General features: G+C 72.8%; 14 protein-coding genes, 1 tRNA gene and 1 pseudogene. 6 read left to right on the plus strand and 10 right to left on the minus strand.

Annotated elements, in window-relative coordinates; translation table 11 throughout:
• The first annotated feature begins 3 nt into the window (after positions 1–3).
• Positions 4–1170, plus strand: a complete 1167-nt coding sequence (locus ACZ573_RS36550; RefSeq protein ID WP_471312917.1) for an aggregation-promoting factor C-terminal-like domain-containing protein — start codon at positions 4–6, stop codon at positions 1168–1170.
• Between the two features lie 94 nt (positions 1171–1264).
• The gene (locus tag ACZ573_RS36555) at positions 1265–2575 is read left to right on the plus strand and encodes a tachylectin-related carbohydrate-binding protein (RefSeq protein ID WP_471312890.1); all 1311 of its coding nucleotides are present in this window, start codon (positions 1265–1267) and stop codon (positions 2573–2575) included.
• A gap of 83 nt (positions 2576–2658) precedes the next feature.
• On the opposite strand, the gene ACZ573_RS36560 is transcribed toward ACZ573_RS36555, so the two are convergent.
• The gene (locus ACZ573_RS36560) at positions 2659–3225 is read right to left on the minus strand and encodes an ALF repeat-containing protein (protein ID WP_471312892.1); all 567 of its coding nucleotides are present in this window, start codon (positions 3223–3225) and stop codon (positions 2659–2661) included.
• A 128-nt stretch (positions 3226–3353) separates the two neighbouring features.
• Positions 3354–5225: a putative bifunctional diguanylate cyclase/phosphodiesterase gene (locus ACZ573_RS36565; RefSeq protein WP_471312894.1), complete on the minus strand. Its 1872-nt coding sequence runs from the start codon at positions 5223–5225 to the stop codon at positions 3354–3356.
• Positions 5226–5598: 373 nt separating this feature from the next.
• Between ACZ573_RS36565 and ACZ573_RS36570 the strand changes: the two genes are divergently transcribed.
• On the plus strand, positions 5599–6807 hold the full coding sequence (locus tag ACZ573_RS36570; protein ID WP_471312896.1) for a M6 family metalloprotease domain-containing protein: 1209 nt from the start codon (positions 5599–5601) through the stop codon (positions 6805–6807).
• Positions 6808–7188: 381 nt separating this feature from the next.
• Here the strand turns inward: ACZ573_RS36570 and ACZ573_RS36575 are convergent, their stop codons facing one another.
• The 4 genes and pseudogenes from ACZ573_RS36575 to ACZ573_RS36590 form a co-directional block, all read right to left on the minus strand.
• Positions 7189–7680, minus strand: a complete 492-nt coding sequence (locus ACZ573_RS36575; RefSeq protein WP_471312920.1) for a Crp/Fnr family transcriptional regulator — start codon at positions 7678–7680, stop codon at positions 7189–7191.
• Positions 7670–7743, minus strand: a tRNA-Lys gene (locus tag ACZ573_RS36580). Before ACZ573_RS36580 ends, ACZ573_RS36575 begins: the two co-directional genes overlap by 11 nt.
• A pseudogene (locus ACZ573_RS36585) lies at positions 7734–8358 on the minus strand (bifunctional DNA primase/polymerase). Before ACZ573_RS36585 ends, ACZ573_RS36580 begins: the two are co-directional and overlap by 10 nt.
• A gap of 131 nt (positions 8359–8489) precedes the next feature.
• On the minus strand, positions 8490–8831 hold the full coding sequence (locus tag ACZ573_RS36590; protein WP_301370906.1) for a hypothetical protein: 342 nt from the start codon (positions 8829–8831) through the stop codon (positions 8490–8492).
• Positions 8832–9057: 226 nt separating this feature from the next.
• Between ACZ573_RS36590 and ACZ573_RS36595 the strand changes: the two genes are divergently transcribed.
• Entirely contained in the window at positions 9058–9264 is a 207-nt protein-coding gene (locus tag ACZ573_RS36595) for a hypothetical protein (protein ID WP_471312899.1), read from the plus strand.
• Here ACZ573_RS36595 and ACZ573_RS36600 read toward each other — a convergent pair.
• Positions 9254–9823: an NADPH-dependent FMN reductase gene (locus ACZ573_RS36600; protein WP_471312901.1), complete on the minus strand. Its 570-nt coding sequence runs from the start codon at positions 9821–9823 to the stop codon at positions 9254–9256. The two genes, ACZ573_RS36595 and ACZ573_RS36600, sit on opposite strands and share 11 nt — an antisense overlap.
• A 115-nt stretch (positions 9824–9938) precedes the next feature.
• Between ACZ573_RS36600 and ACZ573_RS36605 the strand changes: the two genes are divergently transcribed.
• Positions 9939–10421 carry a MarR family winged helix-turn-helix transcriptional regulator gene (locus ACZ573_RS36605; RefSeq protein WP_471312903.1) on the plus strand — a complete coding sequence of 161 codons (483 nt, stop codon included), beginning with the start codon at positions 9939–9941 and terminating at the stop codon, positions 10419–10421.
• Positions 10422–10459: 38 nt separating this feature from the next.
• Here ACZ573_RS36605 and ACZ573_RS36610 read toward each other — a convergent pair whose 3' ends face one another.
• The 3 genes from ACZ573_RS36610 to ACZ573_RS36620 are packed head-to-tail and all read right to left on the minus strand — an operon-like array spanning position 10460 to position 14576.
• Positions 10460–11800, minus strand: coding sequence for an AAA domain-containing protein (locus ACZ573_RS36610; protein ID WP_471312905.1), 1341 nt, complete (start codon positions 11798–11800; stop codon positions 10460–10462).
• Positions 11797–13380 carry a hypothetical protein gene (locus ACZ573_RS36615; RefSeq protein ID WP_471312908.1) on the minus strand — a complete coding sequence of 528 codons (1584 nt, stop codon included), beginning with the start codon at positions 13378–13380 and terminating at the stop codon, positions 11797–11799. The genes ACZ573_RS36610 and ACZ573_RS36615 overlap by 4 nt, the downstream gene beginning before the upstream one ends.
• Positions 13368–14576: a hypothetical protein gene (locus ACZ573_RS36620; protein ID WP_471312910.1), complete on the minus strand. Its 1209-nt coding sequence runs from the start codon at positions 14574–14576 to the stop codon at positions 13368–13370. The genes ACZ573_RS36615 and ACZ573_RS36620 overlap by 13 nt, the downstream gene beginning before the upstream one ends.
• Positions 14577–14662: 86 nt before the next feature.
• Between ACZ573_RS36620 and ACZ573_RS36625 the strand changes: the two genes are divergently transcribed.
• Positions 14663–15259, plus strand: coding sequence for a histidine phosphatase family protein (locus ACZ573_RS36625; protein WP_329101729.1), 597 nt, complete (start codon positions 14663–14665; stop codon positions 15257–15259).
• Positions 15260–15443: the final 184 nt, after the last annotated feature.

The following is a 15443-nucleotide window of genomic DNA, read 5'->3' on the forward strand; positions in this document are numbered from 1 at the left end:
GCGATGGCCGCCCTCTCCACCGCCCTCGGCGCCGGCCTGCTCACCGCCGCGGCCGTCGCCACCGCCCCGGCCGCCGAGGCCGCGAGCACCTGCAGCGGGACCGCCTCGATCTACGGGGTCCTTCCCGACGGCCGTCTCACCTTCAGCACCATCACCCCGGCCACCGGCGCGCTGAAGAAGGTGCGGGTCGGGGCGGACCTGGGGTTCGAGCCCAAGGCGATGGCCACCCTCAACTTCAACACCGTGCTGGTGACCTCGACGACGGGCGCGCTCTACCGCCTCGACGTCCTCACCAACAACGAGTCCCTCGTCCTGGAGCGCCCGCCCGTCAAGATCTTCGACAGCGGCTGGACCCACGACAAGCTCACCTACGACGGACACGGCCACCTGTACGGCACGGCCGGCGGGGTCCTGCTCCAGTACCTGGTCTCACAGCCCAAGCCGACCGGCTCGGCGCACATCGGCCAGCGCAAGGAGGTGGGCAGCGGCTTCGTCCTGAAGACGCTCACGGCCGCCGGGGACGACCGCCTCCTCGCCACCACCTCGGCCGGCGCCCTCTACTCCTACCAGATCAACAGCGATGGCAGCTGGGACCGCGACGACCTCAAGACCTCCGGCTGGTCCGGCTTCGACCAGGTCGTATCGCCCGGCGGCGGCCTCTACTACGGCCGGATCGAAACCACCGGCGCCATGTACTGGTACAAGGACGCCAACCCGGCCGACGGCAGCGGCAGCGACATCGCCTACCACAACGACACCCCCGTCAACACCGGCGGCTGGACACAGACGCTGCTCTCCGCCCAGCCGGCGACCTTCAGCTGCACCACCACCGCGGACCCGCTCGACGGCAAGGACATACCCGCCGTGAAGGCGGCCGGCCGCGACCTGATGAACAAGTACGACGGCGGCGCCTGGAACAGCTCCACCCAGTGGAACTGCCTGGAGCAGCTCTGGGACCGGGAGAGCGGCTGGCGCTACTGGGCCGACAACCCGAACTCCACGGCGTACGGCATCCCCCAGGCCCTGCCCGGTTCCAAGATGGACGCCTTCGGCGACGACTGGCGCACCAACCCGGTCACCCAGATCAAGTGGGGCCTGTCCTACATCGACGGCCAGTACGGCACGCCCTGCGGCGCCTGGACCCACTTCCTGAACAACAACTGGTACTGAGCGGCCCCGAGTCACGCCCGCTCCCCCCTTCTCCCTCCCCTCGCTCCCGGCCCGGCGCGCGTACGTCAGGGCTGCCCAGAATCCGGAGACACCCATGTCCTCGTCGTCCCTCAAGCGCCGCCTCGCCGCCACCCTGGCCGTCTCTGCCACCACCCTCGGCCTGGTCACCCTCACCTCGGCGCCGGCCCAGGCCGCCGCGATCTGCGGCGGCAACGTGTCGGTCTACGGCACCCTCCCCGACGGACGCCTCACCTACACGGCGATAGCCCCCAACACCGGCGACCGCGTCAAGACCCTGATCGGCGCGAACCTCGGCTTCACGCCCAAGGCGATGGCCACCCTCAACTTCAACACCGTCCTCGTGACCTCGACGGCCGGCGAGCTGTACCGCGTCGACATCCAGACCAACGACAGCGCCCTGGCCCTGGCCGGAGTCACCAAGATCTGGGACAGCGGCTGGACCTTCGACAAGCTGACCTACGACGGCGCCGGTCACCTCTACGGCACGGTCGGCGGCGAGCTCCACCGCTACAACGTCTCCCAGGCCAAGCCCAGCGGGCCCGCCCACATCGCCAAGCACGCGGTGATCGACACGGGCTTCGTCCTCAAGACGCTCGCCGCCGCCGGGGACGACGTCCTCATCGCCAGCACGGCCGACGGCCGACTGCTCTCCTACCAGATCAACGGCGTCGGGGACTGGGAGAGTTCGGTGCTCAAGAGCTCCGGCTGGTCGGCGGTCGACAACCTCGTCTCGCCCGGCGGCGGCCTCTACTACGGCCGTACGAACGGCGGGATGTACTGGTACCACGACGCCGACCCCACCGACGGCAAGGGCGACGACATCGCCTACCACCCCGCCGACCCGGTCGACGCGAGCGGCTGGACCCAGAGCCTGCTCTCCGCCTTCGCGGGCGACTGCACCTACCAGCCGCCGGCGCCCCCGACCCCCACCCCCTCCACCAAGGGCGGGCAGATCGCCCGCAGTGAGATCATGAGCCGTGCCGCGAACTGGCTGAGCCGTGACATCCCCTACAACCAGGGCGCGTACGCCTCCGACCCGGACGGCGACCACACCTACCGCACCGACTGCTCCGGCTTCGTCTCCATGGTCTGGCACGCCGGCACCAGCTACACGACCCAGAGCCTTCCGGGCATCGCCGCCACCATCTCCAAGTCCGACCTCCAGCCCGGCGACGCGCTGAACACCCTGGACGGGCACGTGGTGCTCTTCGAGAAGTGGGTCGACAAGGCCGCGGGGAAGTTCTCGTACATCCACGAGGCCAACACCAACGACGACATGATGCGCGGCCAGGACTACCTCAACGGCGGCACCGACGGCCGCATCGCCGGCCACGCGGCCTCGGGCTACGTCGCCCTGCGCTACGACAAGGTCGTGAGCGGATAGCCGGACGAGCACGTAGGTGAAGGCCGGACCCCCCTCGGGCGGCCCGGCCTTCACATGTCGGTCCTAGCTGCCGCTCACTGTGGTCAGACCTGGAACTGGCCGACCGTGATGAAGTGGCGCAGCTCCTCGGGCGCGCCGTCGATGACCTTCTGGGCCGCCGCGTACAGGGCCGGGCTGATGCCGGGGCGGGCCAGGATCCGGCCCACGGCGACCCGGTCGTCCTCGGCCTGGGCCAGACGCAGGCCGGTCTTCAGGAACGCGGCGCGGTCGGCGGCGGTGCCGTCGAGGGCCTTGTTGGCTTCGCGGGTGACGCCCTTGCCCGGCTTGCCGGCGAGGATCCGGAGGAGGGCGACCTTGTTGTCCTCGTCCCGGGCCTTGGCGAAGCCCGTGGTCAGAAAGGCCACGCGGTCCTCGGGGGTGCCGCTGAGGGCCGCGTTCGCCGCGCGGATCACGGCCTTGCCGCTCGCCGGGTCCGCCAGGATCTTGGTGATGGCGACGGCGTTCTCCGTGTCGGAGCCCAGCGCCGTGCTCGCCGGAGCCGTGACCGACGCCTTGGCCGGTGCAGCGGTGGCGAGGGACGGGGTGGCGAACAGCAGGGCCGGAGCGAGGGCGCCGGCGGTCAGGGCGAGCGCGGTACGGGTGAGCTTCACTGGTGTTCCCCCGTGGATCACGGCAGTTGGTCAAAAGCCTTTGCCCGGTGATCGTTTCAGGGGTTTTTCGGTCAGCCAAACGCACAAATGGCATCAAAGTGACCGCGGAACGGGGAAGCGGAATGCTGCTAGAGGCGGTTCTCCGCACCCGGCTTGGTGCCGATCATCTCGGCGATCCGCTCCGGGGCCACCGCCCGCGAGTAGAGCCAGCCCTGCCCCGTGTCGCAGCCGACGCGCCGCAGCCGTGCCGCCTGTCCGGCGGTCTCCACGCACTCCGCGGTCACCGTCAGACCGAGCCGGTGGGCGAGCTGGACCAGGGCTTCGACGATCGTCTCGTCGGCCGGGTTCGGGTGCGTGCCCTCCTCGTAGCGGAATCCGCGAACGAAGGAACCGTCCAGTTTCAGAACTGATACAGGAAGCCTGCTGAGGTAGGCGAGGTTCGAGTAGCCGGTGCCGAAATCGTCGATCGCGATCCGCACGCCCATGTCGCTGAGCGCCTGAAGGGCCTGGAGGGGGCGCCCGGCCGAGCCCATCACCGCCGACTCGGTCAGCTCCAGCTGCAGCAGCTGCGGGGCGAGGCCCGTCTCGGCCAGGATCTCCGCGACGTCGCCGACCAGGTCCGAGTCCCAGACCTGCCGGACGGCGACGTTCACCGACACGAAGACGGGGGAGTCACTGGGCTGTTCGATCTGCCAGCGGCGGGCCTGCCGGCAGGCGGTCCGCAGCACCCACCGTCCCAACTGGACGATGGACCCGTCCTCTTCGGCGATCCCGATGAACCGATTCGGCGTGAGTGTGCCGAATTGCGGATGGTTCCAGCGCACCAGGGCCTCGACCCCGCGCACCGCACCGCTCTCCAGGTCCACCAGCGGCTGGTACTCCAGCTCGAACTCCCCCCGCTCCACGGCCGGTCGGAGCGTGGAGGACAGCGCCTGGCGGGTCATCCGGTGCGCGTTGCGCTCCGGGTCAAACAGGGTCCAGCGGGCCTTGCCGTCCGCCTTGGCCCAGTACAGGGTCGTGTCGGCGGCCTGCATCAGGCCGGTCGCCGAGGTGCCGGCCGCCGCCCGCTCCACGACCCCGATCGAGGCGGAGACGGACAGTCGCTGGCCGGCCAGGTCGAAAGGTTCCTGGACGGCGGCCAGCACGCTCCGTGCCAGGTCGGCGAGCTGTTCGGTGCCGGTGGAGTCCTCGACCAGCAGGGCGAACTCGTCGCCGCCGAGGCGCGCGACCAGGTGCCCGCCGGTGCGCCCGTAGCCGGACTGGTCGGCGCACTGGGTGAGGCGGGCGGCGACGGCGGTCAGCAGCCGGTCGCCGACCCGGTGGCCGAGGGTGTCGTTGACGGCCTTGAACCCGTCGAGGTCCAGGTAGCAGAGCCCGATCCGGCCGGTGCCGCCGCCGTGTTCGTACGAAGCGGCCTCCAGGGCGCAGGAGAGCCGCTCGAAGAACAGGGCGCGGTTCGGCAGGCGCGTGACCGGGTCGTGCATCTGGAGGTGGCGCAGGCGGGCCTGGAGGTCGCGGCGGTCGCTGATGTCGGCCACCGACAGCAGGACGTCCCCGGTGCCGGGGACGGGTCCGAGCGTGACCTCGGTCCAGAGCGAGTGCCCGTCGGGGTGCTTGAGGCGGCGGGTGCAGCGCAGCCGGGCCTGCCGGCCGCGGAGCACCTCCTGGTACGAGGCCCAGGTGCGGGCCTCCGCGGCCAGGTCGACCAGGTCGGCGGCCGACCGGTGGACGAGCGTGTGCGGCTCGCTGCCGAGCAGCCCGGCGAAGGCCTGGTTGGCGGCGACCACGTAGCCCTCGCGGTCGACGACGGCCATGGCGAGGTGGGCCGCGTTGAAGGCGGCCCGGTAGTCGCGCAGGTCGGAGTCGGCGCGGTACGACAACGCCGGCGTGGCCTGGGTGGCCGATGCCGACGGCACTGCCGGCACTGCCGGGTGACGCTCCGTAATGGCCGATCGGATGCTGTCGGCCGCCGAACCGGTTCCTTCTGAGGTTCCGCTCACCGTTGGCTCCCGCAGTGTTCGTGAGTGTCCGCGCAGGAAAGTGTGCCGATCATAGAGGCTGCCGGGAGGCCCTATCCAGCGGCGCCACCGGTTGAGACGGTTCAGTTCGGCGTGATGACGGATCGGCGGCGAAAGACCGGGCGATCGTTTCTGCGCGGCTCTGAGCATGCGGCGGTCCCTGCTGTTCTCAGGTGATCGGTCGTGACGTTCTGTAGGCAGGGGCGTGAAGTTCGAGGGTCACCGACTTGCCGTATTACTCACTCGTGTGGGGCAGCGGAACAGGGCATTAGTAAGACAATCGCCTCAAGGTGGATGAACAGGTACGAATCCACCACCGGAGGTCGATGTGGCGCGACAGCAGACACCCGGGGGAGTGGAACGCTCCCGCATCCGAAGTACCGCCGCGGCGCTCACCTCCCTGACGGCGCTCGCCGCCATGTCGCTCGTCGCCGGTCCCGCGGTGGCCGATTCGGGATCCGCGCCCTGCGCGCTGACCCGCACCTCGGCGCACCACTCCCTCGGCCTGGACACCTGGAACGGCGCCTACCCCAAACCCGAGCGCACGCTCAACGCCGTCATGGTCTTCCTCTCCTTCCCCGACCACCGCAGCACCCTGAAGACCGAGGACATCGTCGGCGACTACTTCCCCGCCACCAGCGACTTCTTCGAGCAGGCCTCGTACGGGCGGTTCAAGCTGACCCCGCACCCGCAGAAGCAGTGGATCCAGATGCCCAAGCCCTCCACCGCGTACGGGATAAAGCGGGACTGGGCCGCCGGGGACCGGGCCTCCTACCTGCGGGACGCGGTCGCGACGGCCGACGCCCAGGTGGACTTCCGCAAGTACGACGTCGTCTACTTCGTCGCCGACCCGGACGCGCCCGGCGTGGACTCCGACGCCACGAAGGTCGTCAACTTCGAGAACCCGATCGTCGCGGACGGCACGGAACTGCGGCGGATCGTCACCGTCTTCGAGCGCCACCCGCCGGACCGGAACGTGCTGGCCCACGAGACCGGGCACGTCTTCGACCTGCCCGACCTCTACCACCGGCCCTCGGACGGCAAGGGCGACTGGGACACGTACGTCGGGGACTGGGACGTCATGGGCAGCCAGTTCGGCATGGCCCCGGACCTCTTCGCCTGGCACAAGTGGAAGCTGGGCTGGCTGGACGCCTCCCAGGTCGACTGCGTGCAGTCGGGCTCCTCGCTGCACACCCTGCAGCCGCTGGCCCAGGCCCCGCCGAGCGGCGGAACGGGCGGCACCCGGCTCGCGGTGATCCGTACCGGCCCGGGCAGCGCCATCGCCGTCGAGGCGCGGGGCTCCGCCGGCAACGACGGGGACACCTGCACGGAAGGCGTCCTGGTCTACCGGGTGCGCAACGAGGCCTCGTCGGGCGGCGGTCCGATCGAGGTGCTGGACGCGCACCCGTCGACGGAGGCGTGCTGGGACCGCTCGGTGTACCCGCCGCTGGCGGACGCGCCGCTGGAGGTGGGCGAGACGTACACGGTGCCGGGGGAGCGGATCACCATCGAGGTGGCGGACCGCACCCGGTCCGGCGCGTACACGGTGAAGATCACGACGTGACCGCGGGGCGCTCGGCCGGGCGCCCCGCGGGACGGCGAAGAAGGCCCCCACGCGCGTGGGGGCCTCCTTCCGTTTCGTGCGCGGTCCCCGGGGGCTATGCGGGGGCGGCGCGCCGCCAGGTGACGGCGATGTCCGCCACCACCAGGAGGCGATCACGGTCACCAGTGCCCAGAGGTTCTCACCGTGGACGTCGCCGAACGGGATGTAGACGGCGAGGCCGGCGGGCGCCATGCCCCGGTAATGGGCGACGGCCTTCGTCGCGTTGCGGGGAAGCGGTACGGACAGGTTGGCCGTCCGCCAGAAGGACTGCGGCTCGGGCTGCTGCTCGTCGTGGGGCCGGCCGTCAGGCCAGGTCGGGGTGGTGTCCATGACGTCGTGTCCTCATCTCTGGGCGTGACTGAGCGGTGAGGTGGGCTGCGTTTCCTTGGCCGGGGCGCAGCACACCCGCCGTGCTGAACGGTCGGAGAGCGGAGAGCGGTCACCGGCCGGAAGCGGGCCGGGCGACACGATCGCCAGGGCGGCGGTGACGATGGTCGCCATGACGTCGGTCTTCGCGATCACCGAGGCGGACCGCGGCCGGCCGTCCAGCGCTGCCATCTCGCCCACGATGTCGGGGCTTTCGCGAAGCCCCAGGATGACCTCCTGGCCGGTCTCCGCGGTGACCACGACCCTGGCGATGCCCTCCCGCAGCAGGACCGCGTGCGTCGACGGCTCGTGCTCGCGCAGGATCACGTCTCCGGCCGCGTACCGGACCGTGCGGGCTCCCGGGGGTCCGCCGCAGCCCCTCGCCGGCGCCGATCCGCGGGAACGCCGAAGGCCGCCCTTCCCGAAGGAAGAGCGGCCTTTGACGTTTGCCTCGCTGTGCGCCGCCAGGGACTCGAACCCCGGACCCGCTGATTAAGAGTCAGCTGCTCTAACCAACTGAGCTAGCGGCGCTTGCTGACGAGGAAGACATTAGCAGGAGGATCCGCGGAACGAAAAATCGATATCCCCAGGTCCGGTCGGTGCCGGGCTGCGGGATGCCCGTACGAAGGCCCAGAGCAGGGCCTCGGGCCCGGGAAGCCAGGGCTCGCGTGCGTCGGGGGCCACCAGCCACCGGGACTGCCCGGGCGTGGCGGCCAGCGGCGGCACGGTGACGGCATCGCCGCGGCCGTGGCACAGCGGAGCCGGGGCCGTGCGGGAGCCGCCCCACTCCTCCCACGCCAGCAGGGCGGGCAGCCGGTGCGCGGTGCCGGGGGCGGCGAAGAGCAGCATCCGGCCGCGGTGCACGGCGACCGGCCCGGAGCCGGGACCCTCGGCCCACAGCAGGTCGAGGATGCGGCGCCCGAGGACGAGCGGCACGTTGACGACGTCGAAGGGGTCGCCGCAGGGCAGCGTGGCGGGCAGCCCCGGCCGCGCCTCCCACACCGCGAGGGTGCGCCGGGGGTGGGCGGCCGCGGAGGTGAGCCAGGCGGCGCCCTGAGGGGTGACGTGGGTGGCGGGTGCGGTGCGGGTGCGCTCGCCGCGCGCGTGGAGGGCGGTGCAGCCGGGAGCCTTCGTCAGCGTCGTCATATGCCACTGTCTACCCGCCGTAGCGGAGCGATATCCGCGAGTTACCGAAAACGGGGACGGCGGGGCCGTCGCCGGAGTATGGTGCGCTCCTCGCGCGCCGGGCGGGGCCGGGTGTCCGGCCCCTCCGGGGGCTACGGCGTACCCGCGCCGCGCTGGAGGCTTTCGCCGAATTCGATCATCTTGCGGGCATAGTCCTCGGTCCACTCCGCCTGCTCGGCGATCAGGGCCGGTGAGAGTCGGTCGAACCGGCGGGGATCCGCCAGCTGGGCCGCCGCCAGCGCCTGGAACTCCACCGCCCGCTCCTGCGCGGCCCGGAAGGCCAGCGTCAGCTCGGTCGCACGGGCCAGCAGCTCCCGAGGGTCCTCGATCGACTCCAGGTCGAAGAAGTGCTCCGGGTCCGCCACGGCCTCCGAGGGCTCGAAGAGCAGAGGCGCCGGCCGCAGCCGCCGCTCGGTCCGCTCGGGCTCTGCCATGCGTGTCCTCCTGCTGCGCGTGCGAAGTGATTCCGGGCCACCGTCCATTGTCCAACGCCGCGCAAGACCCCTGCGCGATGGGCTGGAACACCCGTACGGCCGATGAGGGGCATGAGCAGATCGGCAGGCTCAGTGGCGGGCGAGTCGCACAGGTGATCGGCCGGCGCCGGTATCCGCACCGCGATCCCGAGCTTCCCGACCGCGAGGCCGGCACCTGGTCCGTATCGTGCTGACCGGCCGTCAGTCGCACGCCTCCTCGCCCTGGCGCGCGGCATCGGCCCCCGGCGGGCCCGTCGCGGTGCCGGGCGGGCGCGGGATGGCGGGCAACCGCCATCCCGCCTCCTACGCCGCCGACGGCACGCCGCTCACCGGCGTACGGCTGCACGCGCACGCCGCGTGCGACCGTCCGGCGGGGAGCCTGCTCACACCGTGACGGCCTCGGCGGCGCGCCGCGCCGCCAGCCCGGCCACGTCGTCCAGGACTCCGGCGAGCTCGCCCGCCAGCGTCTCCGGGGCCTGGAAGCCCTCGGGGCCGAGCAGCTTGGGGATGCCCGGGATCGCGACGGAGCGCTCGGCGGGCAGCATGCCGAGGCGGGTGAGGACCGGCAGCAGCATCTCGGCGGCCGGGACGCCGCCGGTGGGGCCGGCGCTGTAGCTGACGATGCCGACCGGCTTGCCCTTCCACTCGTTGTAGAGGAAGTCGATTGCGTTCTTGAAGGGGGCGGTGAAGCCGCCGTTGTACATCGGCAGGACGAAGAGGAAGGCGTCGGCCGAGTCGACCAGGGCGCTCCAGTCGCGGGTGTGCTGATGCGCGTAGTTGCCGGTGGAGGCGTACTCGGGCTCGTCGAGGAAGGGCAGGGCGATCTCGGCGAGGTCGACGGAGGTGACGTCGAAGCCGCCCCGTTCGCGGGCCTGCTCGGTGACCCAGCGGGCGAGCGGGCGGCCGGCGGAGGTGGGTCGGGTGGCGGCGGAGATGACGTGCAGGCGGGTCATGCTGAGGACTCCCCGTTGGGTGCGGTTGTTGATGTGTCACCTGATGAAACCCAGGATCTGAATGACATGTCAACCAGATAAGTGATGTGTCACCGACCTGGCTAGAGTGGCGGACATGACCCCCGCACCGGAGCCCGGGCCCCGCTGGCTCACCGAGTCCGAACAGGACGCCTGGTACGCGTGGCGGCGGGTGTTCCCGCTGGTCAACGCCGAGATCGCGCGCGACCTCACGCAGGACAGCGGACTCTCCGAGGCCGACTACGACGTTCTGTCGGTACTCGGCTCCACGAACGGCCACCGTATGCGCATCAGCGCCCTGGCCGAGCTGATGCGCTGGTCCCGCAGCCGGCTGTCCCACCAGCTCACCCGCATGGAGCAGCGCGGCGCCGTCCGCCGCGAGGGGGTGGCCACCGACGGCCGCGGGGCGGAGGTGGTCCTCACCGACGCCGGCATCACCCTGATCACGGAGGCGGCCCCGCTCCACGTGGAATCCGTCCGCCGCCACCTGATCGACGCACTGACCCCGGACCAGCTGCGCACCCTGGCCGAGGTCGGCGAGGTGCTCCGCGAACGCCTGGGCGCCCGCCGGAAGGCGTGATCCGGCGGTCGTGACCGGATCGGCCGCCGCTCGCCTCCCTACGGCCGCCAGGACACCCGGTGCTCGGCCAGATGGGCCAGGACCGAGTGGTTCGCCTCCCAGCCGTCCGGGAATTTGACCGTCACGCCCAGCTGGACCGGCTCCGTCGACGGATGGTCGTCCAGCAGCTGCGCTATGCCCGCCCGGGCCACCACCACGCACGCGTGCCGGTGCCGGGAAGCCAGCACGCACAGGCGGCCCGTCTCCAGGTGGAAGGCCGTCGCGTCCGGGCGGCCCGACAGCGGGTGGAGGACCACCGTGAGGTCGTACTCGCGACCCTGGAGCCGGTTCGCGGTGTCCACCGTGACCCCCGTGACCCCGAGCGAGGCCAGCGCCGCGCGGACCGCGGCCGCCTGGTCGCGGTGGGCCGTGCCGACCGCGATCCGGTCCGCCGTCAGCGGGGCCGGGTCCGGGGACCGCTCGTCCGAGGTCACCGCCCCGCGGTCCAGCGCCCGGCGGACCACCAGGGCCACCGCCCGCACCGCCTCCGGGTCGGTGCGCGGGGTGTGCCGCGCCGGCAGCTCCAGCAGGCCCCAGCCCGCCTCGGCCGCCTCGTCCAGCACCCGGTCCGGGCCCGACCCGTCCGAGGCCACCCCGTACGACAGCCGCCGCTCGCCCGGGCCCGTACCGCTGCGGAACTGCGTGTACGGGTAGAACGCGCGGGAGACCAGCGGCGCCGCCGTCGCCGGGAGCCGCCAGGACACCGGCAGCCGGTGCTGCGGCAGTTGCGGGTTGTGCGCCAGCAGGGTGCTCACCGCCGAGGCGGAAGGGTCGTAGGACAGGCCCGCCCACTGCTCCGCGCCGACCACGCTGAACGGGTCCAACTGCCCCGGATCACCCACGAACAGCGCCCGCTCGAACAGCCCGGCCACGGCCAGCAGCGCGTCCGAGCGCATCTGGTACGCCTCGTCGACGATGGCGTGCTGCCAGGGCTCCACATCCTTGACGAAGGCCCACTTCGCCGCCGTTGAGATGGTGATCGGCAGCTCCGCCAGGTCCTTCGGCTTGGCCGACAGGGTGACCGAGGGCAGCTCGCGCAGCGCCGGGTCGTAGGCCTCCCCGTCACTGCTGTGCAGCCGGCCCACCTTCAGCTCCGGGTCCTTCTCGGCGAGACGCAGCACCAGGTCGTCGACCTGCGCGTTGGTCTGCGCCACCACCATCAGGCGGCGTCCGGCCGCCGCCAGCTCCCGGGCCGCGCGGACCACGAGCGTGGACTTGCCCGCTCCGGGCGGGGAATCGACGACCACGCCCCGCTCGGCCCCGTGCAGGGTGTCGGCCAGGATCGCGGCGGTCGCCCGGGCGGCCGCCGCGCCCGGGTCGAAGGGAGCGGTGCTGGTCACAGCAGGTCCTCGTCGGTCACGGAGTCGGGCAGGGGAAGGGCGAGCGCCGATCCCGGCGGGCCACCGTGCGTCCACGGGGTCTGCTCGGGCTCCGGGAGTTTCGGGCCGCCGCGCGCGTCGTGCTCGAAGAGCGTCCAGCAGAGCCGGTCACCCTTCTCCGGGACCGTCCCCGGCTCCGGGTCCCGGCCGCGGCCCATCTTGTCGAGGAGCCGCAGCACCAGCCGCCCGTCCTCCTCGAAGCGGACGAACTGTGCGCTCTGCGGGCGCCCGTCCAGCGAACGGAACACCTTCCCGCCGCCCTCCTCCGCGAGCTGCGGCCGGTCCTCCGTCACCACGGTCACCAGCGGGCGCGGACTCGGCCGCTTCGACTCCGTCCACTCCATCACCACCTCGGTGACCTCGCCCGCGAAGGCCTCGCCCGCCAGCCGCCGGCCCGCCATCACCAGCGGGTCGTCCAGCGCCTCCTGGGCGTCGAGCCGCACCTGCTCGGTCTCCCGCGTGGCCAGCTTCTGGGCCGCCGTCACCGCGTCGTCGCGGCGCGGCTGCGGCGGCTCGCCCGCCCGCACGCGGTCCCGGTGGCCGGTGTAGGACCAGCGGTCGCGCGTCCAGCGTTCCTCCGCGCGCTCGCCCGGCGGCAGGGCGCGCAGCAGGTCGATCGCCTCCCAGGTCTTCGACCAGGTGCCCGACAGCTGGGACTCGACCAGCCGGTGCACCTCCAGCTCGGCGGCCCGGACATGGCGGTCGTCGTCGCCGGGCCCGGCCGCCAGGGCCGCGCGCGCGGCGTCGTAGCGGGCGATCGCGGGGGCCAGCAGCTTGTTGTCGAAAGCCGGGTCGGTGGCCGGACCGGCGGGCGGGCACAGCAGCTGGCCGTCCTTGTCACGGCCCAGCTCGGCCCGGTGCGCCTCCTCGGCGCCCGACCGGCCCCCGGGCGGGTCGATCCAGCCCAGGAGCGCGCCCAGGTGCTGGTCCTCCAGATTGCTCTGGCCGGTGGCCCAGTGCCGGGACAGCAGATCCGTGGCCGACAGCAGCATCGAGGAGCCGGGCACCCGCGAACGCTCGGCGAGGTGGGTGAACCAGCGGCCGAGCATCGGCACCTGCGAGGGCGCCGGATACGGATTGTCCGGATCCTCCTCCGCGGTGCGCCGGAACCGCATCGAGCGCCCCAGCAGCCGTACGTACTCGATGCCCGCCCGGCTCGGCACGATCAGCTGCGGTGCGTCCACGCACAGCTCCGTCTCGACCTTGACCCGCTTGCCCGTCTCCGGGTCGGTCTCGCTGCGCTCGGCCGGCTCCACGGCGTCCGCGTACGCGTCGATGTGGGCCAGTACCTGTACGGCGAGGTCAGCGAGGAAGGCCCAGCGCCGGTCGCGGTCGCGCGGCTGGGGTATCACGAACACCCGCGGCTCGTGCCGGTCGGTGCCGACCATGGCGCCGAGCGGGGCGCCCGCCTCACCGGCCGTGGTCAGCGGCACGAAGACCATCGGGCGCTCGCTCAGATGGCGGTGCCGCACGGTCGCGAGCGGCTGGGCGCGGCCCGCGCGTACGGCCTCCAGCCGGGCCAGGGTGCTCAGCAGGGACATGCGGGGGTCTCCGGGGCGTGGTGCGGCGGACGGGCGGCGGCCAGTTCCAGGGCCTCGGCGCGCAGCCGGGCGGCGCGGTGCAGCGCGGCGGCGGTCGGATCCTCGGCGCAGCCGGCCCCGGAGGCGGCCGCCAGGGCGGCCTCGACGGTGGTCAGTGCGCCCAGCTCACCCCGTACCGACCGGCCCAGCGCGGTGACCTGGTCGGCGGCGCGGGAGCGGTCACGGCAGTGGAAGGCGAGCTCGCAGGCGGCCAGGCACTCGGGCGCGTAGGCGGCGTCGACCGCGGACACCGCCTCGGCGAGCTCCTCGGCGGTCCGCGTCGCCGGGTCGAAGCTGAGGCCCTCGGGCAGGGCGGCGGCCAGCTCCTCGACGCGGGTCAGCCGGTCCAGCTGGCGACGGGTCACGGAGCGCTCGCGGCGGATGTCGACGGGGGAGGCGGTGGGCAGGTTGGAGAAGTCCTTCGGGCAGACCAGCAGCACGGTGTGCCCGACCTCGGCGCCGGGCAGTTTCGCGGCCGTCTTCTCCAGGGCCAGGACGTAGACGGCGGCCTGCCGGGCGGCGGCGCCCACCTTCGCGGCGTCGGCGGCGCCGTCGATCATCGGGAACGACTTGATCTCCACGACCGTCCAGCGGCCGTCGGGGTGGACGACGACGGCGTCGGGCTCCAGGTAGGCGGGGGAGCCGGCCACCTCCAGGGCGAGCATCGGGTGGTCCAGCAGCGTCCAGGCCCCGCTGTCCCGGCCGGCGGCGGTCGCCTCGCGCAGGGCGAGCGCGGTCCGGGCGGCGCGGCCCTCGGGGCCGGCGGCGGTCAGGTCGGGGACGCGGGCACCGGCCCCGGGAGGCTCGGCGGCGGGTGCGAGGTGCGCGTGCACCAGCCGCAGCAGCTCGGCTCCGCCGTCGCCCTTGACCTTGGCCTCGAAGGAGTTCCCGCGGACTATGGCGAACTGCGACTGCCCGAAGGAGGCGGGCGAGCCGAGCGCCGAGGCGAGGGCGGTCTTGTCCACACCCGCGCCGTCGAGCAGGGCGCGTCTGCCGCAGCCGGGATTGGCGGCGAGGGCCGCCAGTGCCCGGGCGTCGAGCGGACGGGGCGGCACGGCGGGGCCGCGCAGACCGGCGAGCCGCTGCCGCAGAGTCGTCGGCTGCGCGGGGCTGCTGGGCGGGTAGGAGCTCACCCGCGGAAGTGTCCCATCCGCCACTGACAATCGGGGACCTGGCGCGGAAACCGGCCGTCGGAGGGGTGATGGATGATGGACGGACCTCGAAACGAACCGGGAGAATTCACATGGCCCCCCGCATCCTGCTGGCCCGCCACGGCCAGACGGCGTGGTCCCAGCTCGGCAAGCACACCGGACGCACGGACGTGCCGATGCTGGAGGAGGGCAAGCTGGGCGCGAAGCTGCTCGGCGAGCGGCTGGCCCGTGACCCGTGGCGGGGGCTGCCGGGCGTGGAGGTCCGCACCAGCCCGCTGGTGCGCGCGAGCGAGAGCTGCGACCTGGCGGGCTTCGGCGCGCGGGCCGAGCCGTGGGACGCGCTGATGGAGTGGGACTACGGCGACTACGAGGGCATGACCCCGGCCGAGATCCAGGCCGTCCGGCCGGGCTGGCTGATCTGGCGCGACGGGGTCCCGGGCGGGGAGTCCGTCGCCGATGTGGCGGCCCGCGCGGACGAGGTGGTGGCCTGGGCCCGCTCGGCGGAACGCGACGTCCTGGTCTTCGCGCACGGGCACATCCTGCGGACGCTGGCCGCGCGCTGGCTGGGCTTCGAAGCCTCGTTCGGTGCCCGCATCCGGCTGGAGCCGACGTCCCTGTCGGTGCTGGGCTGGGCGTATGGCGCGCCGGCGCTGGAACGCTGGAACGACACCGGCCACCTCGACGCTTAGCGCGAGCCGTCTGCCCTGCGGGCGGCTCGCCGGTGTTCTCGGCGCGGGCCGTGTGTTCGGCTCGGGCTGTCTGCCGGGTGCGGGCCGTGTGCCGGGCGCTGCCCGGACCCGCGCCTCAATCGCCGGCGGGGCTGGGGGTGGCGGGCCTGTCGGCAGGGGGCGGGGTGGGGTGCCGGGGCGGGGT

The organism is Streptomyces sp. NPDC040545 (assembly GCF_055595065.1).

What these genes read in the sequence shown, in the direction of transcription:
- ACZ573_RS36550 (WP_471312917.1), top strand. Translation starts at nt 4, where the DNA reads ATGGCCGCCCTCTCCACCGCCCTCGGCGCCGGCCTGCTCACCGCCGCG.
- ACZ573_RS36555 (WP_471312890.1), top strand. Translation starts at nt 1,265, where the DNA reads ATGTCCTCGTCGTCCCTCAAGCGCCGCCTCGCCGCCACCCTGGCCGTC.
- ACZ573_RS36590 (WP_301370906.1), bottom strand. Translation starts at nt 8,831, where the DNA reads ATGGCAGAGCCCGAGCGGACCGAGCGGCGGCTGCGGCCGGCGCCTCTG.
- ACZ573_RS36600 (WP_471312901.1), bottom strand. Translation starts at nt 9,823, where the DNA reads ATGACCCGCCTGCACGTCATCTCCGCCGCCACCCGACCCACCTCCGCC.
- ACZ573_RS36605 (WP_471312903.1), top strand. Translation starts at nt 9,939, where the DNA reads ATGACCCCCGCACCGGAGCCCGGGCCCCGCTGGCTCACCGAGTCCGAA.
- ACZ573_RS36615 (WP_471312908.1), bottom strand. Translation starts at nt 13,380, where the DNA reads ATGTCCCTGCTGAGCACCCTGGCCCGGCTGGAGGCCGTACGCGCGGGC.
- ACZ573_RS36625 (WP_329101729.1), top strand. Translation starts at nt 14,663, where the DNA reads ATGGCCCCCCGCATCCTGCTGGCCCGCCACGGCCAGACGGCGTGGTCC.